Origin of the sequence: Methylophaga sp. UBA1464 (assembly GCF_002325665.1) — a bacterium.
GTDB lineage: Bacteria > Pseudomonadota > Gammaproteobacteria > Nitrosococcales > Methylophagaceae > Methylophaga.
In genome coordinates this window covers 14,371-19,876 of record NZ_DCSO01000093.1, presented here as the reverse complement: position 1 = coordinate 19,876, position 5,506 = coordinate 14,371, and the positions used below count along the sequence as shown (strand labels likewise).

Here is a 5,506-nt window from a genome sequence, read left to right as displayed (position 1 = left end):
CAAAGAAATTACCCACGTAAAAAGTCGAGAAACCCGCCAATAACAAAAAGATAATAATAAAAACGTAAGCAACGGGCGTGGCAAAATAACCACCGAACTCACGTTTCATGATGAACCATATATTCAGCATATTCATCATTTGACTCCTGCAGTACTAGGCAAAGTGATGCTCCGGAAAACTTCATCAAGACGTCCGCTTTCAGCGTACAGCGATACAATTTCCCAACCTTGTTCACGAATTTTTTCCGATAAGGCAATGGTGATATGCGCATTGTTCTTTGGAAATACCCGGATACCGTTACCAGTTGTCAGCGTTTCGGTATCGGCTACAAAATCCAGTGCCGATACATACTGCAGTAATTGGGTGTTATCGATTGTATTGACCGTTAATACCACCGCATTGTTATAACGTGATTTGGCTTCCAGTTCGGCAGGCGTGCCATCAAACACGACTTTACCACTGGCAATCACCACATTACGGGTACACAGGGCATTCACTTCTTCAAGAATATGCGTGGAGATGATAATCGCTTTGTCTTCTGCCATTTCGTTAATCAGGGTACGCACTTCATGTTTCTGATTCGGATCCAGACCATCGGTCGGTTCATCCATGATCAATACCGGCGGGTTATGCAATATGGCCTGTGCCAGACCGACCCGACGTTTATAACCTTTGGATAAGGTTTCAATCGGTTGATACATCACATTAAGGACCCTGGCACGTTCAGCAGCAGATGCTACAGCACGTTTTTTATCCGCACCGGACAGGCCGCGAATATCCGCAATAAATTTAAGGAAACTGTCTGGCGTCATATCCGCATAGGCTGGCGCACCTTCGGGTAAATAGCCCAGGTTGGCCTTGACCGAAATAGGATCTGCCAGAACATCATAACCACAGACTCTGACCGTACCGCGAGTGGGTGCCAGAAAACCCGTTATCATTTTCATTGTGGTGGATTTACCGGCACCATTCGGTCCGAGAAAACCAAGTACTTCGCCTTTACTGACTGAGAAGGTTACCCCATCTACAGCTCGAATCTCGCCAAAATGTTTGGCCAGATCTTCAATCTCAACTCTGAGTGTCATTTTTAAAGCGTCCCCCGCTTCATCAAAAGCATTTTCAAACCGGGCATTATTCAGCCCCATTCACTATTACGTCAAGCTTATTAAAGTAAACTTTTCAGGAAATTATCCTGCATAATTATGGGAAACCGCTCCCGAAAGGCGTCAGCGCCCGTTGACCTTACATCGCCAGCCCCGCCGTAGAAAATTTTTTCATCCAGCCGGGTGAAACATGCGATGCCTGTCCAACAGGATCTTTACATTTTATTGCTGTTAAAAATACGCTATGGTGAAATCTGACAATTAATTCTTCTGGATGTTTTATGGCCGCAAATACTTTTATTCAGCGCACTCGTCAGCGGTGGTGGAATTTTATTGATTCCTTCCGCGATCCTGACAGCCGCCGACAAATATCCAAAGCCTTATTCGTGGCAATCGCCATCATTGTGTTTTTATTCATCGTGATCATGATTTGGTGGAGTTCAGCTCCGAGTGCTTTTGACCCCAAACAAAATGCAGTCGAAATAGCCGCTGAAAAACAGCATGATCTGGTGACCGGTTACACCTCCACTGCCACACTGATTACATTAGCCAACACCTTATTGGACAAGCCTGGTGGGTATTTAACCAATGACGTCATGCCACCATCGGTATGGATGGACAATATGCCTAATTGGGAGTTCGGCGTTCTGGTCCAGATTCGCGACTATTCGCGCGCGCTACGCAACGACATCAGCCGCTCCCAGTCACAATCTGCAGAAGATAAAGACTTAATCATTGCCGAACCACAATTTAATTTTAATTCAGACTCCTGGTTATTCCCCCCGACTGAAAGTGAATATCGTGACGGTATTAAAGCGCTTGAAAGTTATTTGGCCCGGCTCGCTGACGAGCAACGTGATGAAGCGCAGTTTTATGCCCGGGCAGATAACCTTGCCGCATGGCTTGGTATCGCTGAAAAACGTTTAGGCAGTCTGTCTCAGCGTCTCAGTGCCAGTGTGGGACAGGCGCGTATTAATACTGACTTAGCCGGTGACCCCAGTGCCCACCAATCGACGGTTACCCAAAATGAAAAAATAACAAAAACACCCTGGCTTGAAATTGATGATGTGTTTTACGAAGCACGTGGTTCTATCTGGGCGATGATTCATCTGCTTAAAGCAGCAGAACATGACTTTACTGATGTATTACAGAAAAAAAATGCACTTATCAGCTTACGGCAAATTATTCGTGAACTGGAAGCCACCCAAGCCACCGTATGGAGTCCAATTATTCTCAACGGCAGCGGTTTTGGTCTGTTTGCCAATCACTCATTAGTCATGGCTTCTTATGTTTCTCGGGCCAATGCCGCTATGATTGATCTGCGTCGATTGCTTGAACAGGGGTAAAATCAGAATATCGCGGTATTCAAACAGGTTCAGCAACAGATGAGTTTTAAAACTTCGGTTAAAATCCGGCTTCACCTCAATGACAAGATCGCGTTAGGCCCGGGCAAAGCTGATTTACTGGAAGCCATTATCCAGAATGGTTCTATCTCGGCTGCCGGCCGCGCGATGAATATGTCATATAAACGCGCATGGGATCTCGTCAACACCATGAATGAGAGTTTTGTTCAGCCTATAGTAACCACCGCTAAAGGTGGCAGCCATGGCGGCGGAGCGGAAGTAACCGAACTGGGTAAACAGGTATTAACGCAATATCGGCTAGCCCAGCTTCGTGCTGAACAGGCTATTGAAGACGAAATGCTTACTTTATCCCATCAACTCAAAAACTAATATCCGGTATATACGCTGAAATATTTCGTTTACAGCCCTCGATATGTATGATGAAATACATTGAATTTTTTCCAGACATTATCGAGCATTAACATGAAACGTTTTTCGATTGTATTGATACTCAGTTTGTTTCTGACCTCTCCGCTTTACGCCGACTCTTTACTGAAATTATCAACCACCACCAGTACAGACAATACCGGTCTGTTAGGCGTGCTAAATAAAGCCTTTACTAAATCAACCGATATCAAAGTAGCTGTGATCGCTGTTGGCACTGGTCAAGCCCTGAAGCTGGGAGCAAATGGTGATGTCGATGTTGCCCTGGTGCATGCCCCGCAAGCCGAACTTGAATATGTCGAAGAAGGTTATTTCATTGATCGTCGCTACGTTATGTATAACGACTTTGTTGTAGTGGGCCCGGCCGACGATCCCGCTGACATTGCGTCTGCTAAAAACATCACTGAAGTAATGCAAAAAATTGCCGAATCCGGCAGTCGCTTTGTTTCCCGTGGCGATGATTCCGGTACGCATAAAAAAGAACTTCAACTCTGGCAAGCCGCCAATATCAGCCCATCTGGCAGCTGGTATGTGCAAGCTGGCCAGGGCATGGGCGCTGTGTTGAAAATCGCTGACGAAATGTCAGGCTATGCATTAACCGATCGTGGTACTCAGATTGCGTATCAGGAGAAAATGCAATTGAAGCTGTTGTTTGAAGGCGGATCAATGCTGTCCAATCCGTATCACATTATGGCGGTAAACCCGGAAAAACATGCCCATGTGCAATCAACTATGGCAAAACAGTACATGGATTTTATGACCAGCGAAAAAGGCAAACAGATTATTGATACTTTCACAGTAAATAATCAGCAGCTGTTTTTTACCGCCACACCACCCAATAAATAAATAAAAGTAAATATTGAAATTCTGAAGCTTAACGTTAGCTATCGATATATATACAAAAATACATTGAGAAATATAAACGGATATAAAAATGACCCCATTTAAACTAAACCTCGGCGTTATTTCGCTATCTCTGGCATGCAGCGCTATCGCCTCAGCTGATTCAAGCTTTGACTTGGGTCGCATTGAAGTCAATGCAGTGCAACCGCTTCCAGCACTGGGATCAGCAACTATTGATGCCCAGACCATGCGTGATGAAAATCGTGAGACAGTCACTGAAGCGCTGGATAGACTGCCGGGTGTCACCGCCAATAATATCGGCCCGAGAAGTGAACAGATGGTGTTTGTCCGTGGATTTGATTTGCGTCAGGTTCCGGTATTTGTTGATGGTATTCCGGTTTATATTCCATACGATGGTTATGTAGATTTAGGCCGCTTTACGACATTTGATTTAGCAGAGATCAATGTTTCAAAAAGCTTCAGCTCTGTTTTATATGGCCCTAATACACTTGGCGGTGCCATCAACTTAGTAAGTCGCAAACCCACCGAAAAACTCGAAGGGGAAATTGGAGCCGGTTATAACGTGGGTGATCGAAGTGGCAGTGATGGCAAACGTACCTGGCTGAATCTCGGCAGTAATCAAGGCCTGTGGTATGCCCAGCTGGGTGCCAGTTATCGTCAGCAAGACAGTTTTTCGCTGTCAGATGATTTTAATTCCACTGAAGCCCAGGGCGCTGGTTTGCGTAATAATGCCGATCGTAAAGATACCAAGCTCAATATCAAGCTGGGATTAACACCCAACTCAACTGATGAATACGCCATCGGCTATGTCAAACAGGACGGTGAAAAAAATACGCCTCCCTATGCCGGTGATAATCCCGATGTCCGTGTCCGTTACTGGCAATGGCCTTATTGGGATAAAGAAAGTGTTTATTTCATCAGTAATACAGCGATCGGGGATGATAGCTATATCAAGACGCGTCTGTATTACGACAGCTTTGATAATCTGCTTTCCAGTTTCGATGATGACACTTACACCACGCAAAATCGCCCTTATGCCTTTGACAGTTTTTACGATGATGAAACCTACGGTGCCAGTGTTGAATTTGGCAAAACGCTAGGCCGGCATGATGTCAAACTGGCAGCCCACTATAAGTTTGATGAACATACAGAAAACGATCTAGGCGAACCAGTCAGAACCTTTCAGGACAAGACAACCTCTTTAGCTATTGAAGACACTATTCGTCTGACCGAGAGACAATATCTGGTGGCTGGAGCAAGCTATGACAGACGCCGCAGTGATCAGGCAGATGATGTAGCAACAGGACAGCCTTTTGAGACTAATGATGCCAACTCATGGAACCCGCAGATTGGATACTTTATCGACATTGATGATCGTAATGAAGCCCGCCTGACACTGTCGAAAAAATCCCGCTTCCCCACTATTAAAGATCGCTATTCCTATCGGTTTGGCTCTGCCCTGCCTAACCCCGGACTTGATGCCGAGCAATCCCGAACCATTGAAACTGGCTGGGTACATAAAGTGGGCACCACCGCACGATTTGAGGCGGCTGTATTTTATAGTGATATCAAGGATCTGATTCAGGAAGTCAGCATTACCCCTGACCTGTTCCAGTTTCAAAATGTTGGCGAAGTGACTGCCAAAGGCTTGGAACTCAGCAGTGATTTCTGGCTTGGCGATTGGGAGTTTGGTGGTCATTACAGCTATCTGGATCGGGAAAATAAAAGCTCCGATCTCAAGCTGACAGACG

Annotated in this window: 5 protein-coding genes; 4 read left to right on the top strand and 1 reads right to left on the bottom strand. The window is 45.5% G+C overall.

The features are described 5' to 3' along the window. Positions 1-135 precede the first annotated feature (135 nt). Complete coding sequence (locus tag B3O33_RS12625; protein ID WP_292362652.1) at positions 136-1,086, bottom strand: ABC transporter ATP-binding protein; 951 nt, start codon at positions 1,084-1,086, stop codon at positions 136-138. Positions 1,087-1,385: 299 nt separating this feature from the next. Here B3O33_RS12625 and B3O33_RS12620 point away from each other — a divergent pair, with 299 nt between their 5' ends. The 4 genes from B3O33_RS12620 to B3O33_RS12605 all read left to right on the top strand — a co-directional run. Continuing rightward, a complete protein-coding gene (locus B3O33_RS12620) occupies positions 1,386-2,450 on the top strand; it encodes a DUF2333 family protein (RefSeq protein ID WP_292362069.1) in 1,065 nt (354 codons plus the stop codon). A 39-nt stretch (positions 2,451-2,489) separates the two neighbouring features. After that, positions 2,490-2,837 (top strand): winged helix-turn-helix domain-containing protein, encoded by a 348-nt coding sequence (locus B3O33_RS12615; RefSeq protein WP_292362068.1) that lies wholly within the window; start codon positions 2,490-2,492, stop codon positions 2,835-2,837. 93 nt (positions 2,838-2,930) lie between these two features. Next, positions 2,931-3,737, top strand: coding sequence for a substrate-binding domain-containing protein (locus tag B3O33_RS12610; RefSeq protein WP_292362066.1), 807 nt, complete (start codon positions 2,931-2,933; stop codon positions 3,735-3,737). An 88-nt stretch (positions 3,738-3,825) separates the two neighbouring features. Beyond that, positions 3,826-5,506, top strand: a 1,681-nt coding sequence (locus B3O33_RS12605; protein WP_292363753.1) for a TonB-dependent receptor plug domain-containing protein, incomplete at its 3' end; no start/stop codon positions are given.

What these genes read in the sequence shown, in the direction of transcription:
- B3O33_RS12610 (WP_292362066.1), top strand. Translation starts at nt 2,931, where the DNA reads ATGAAACGTTTTTCGATTGTATTGATACTCAGTTTGTTTCTGACCTCT.
- B3O33_RS12615 (WP_292362068.1), top strand. Translation starts at nt 2,490, where the DNA reads ATGAGTTTTAAAACTTCGGTTAAAATCCGGCTTCACCTCAATGACAAG.
- B3O33_RS12620 (WP_292362069.1), top strand. Translation starts at nt 1,386, where the DNA reads ATGGCCGCAAATACTTTTATTCAGCGCACTCGTCAGCGGTGGTGGAAT.
- B3O33_RS12625 (WP_292362652.1), bottom strand. Translation starts at nt 1,086, where the DNA reads ATGACACTCAGAGTTGAGATTGAAGATCTGGCCAAACATTTTGGCGAG.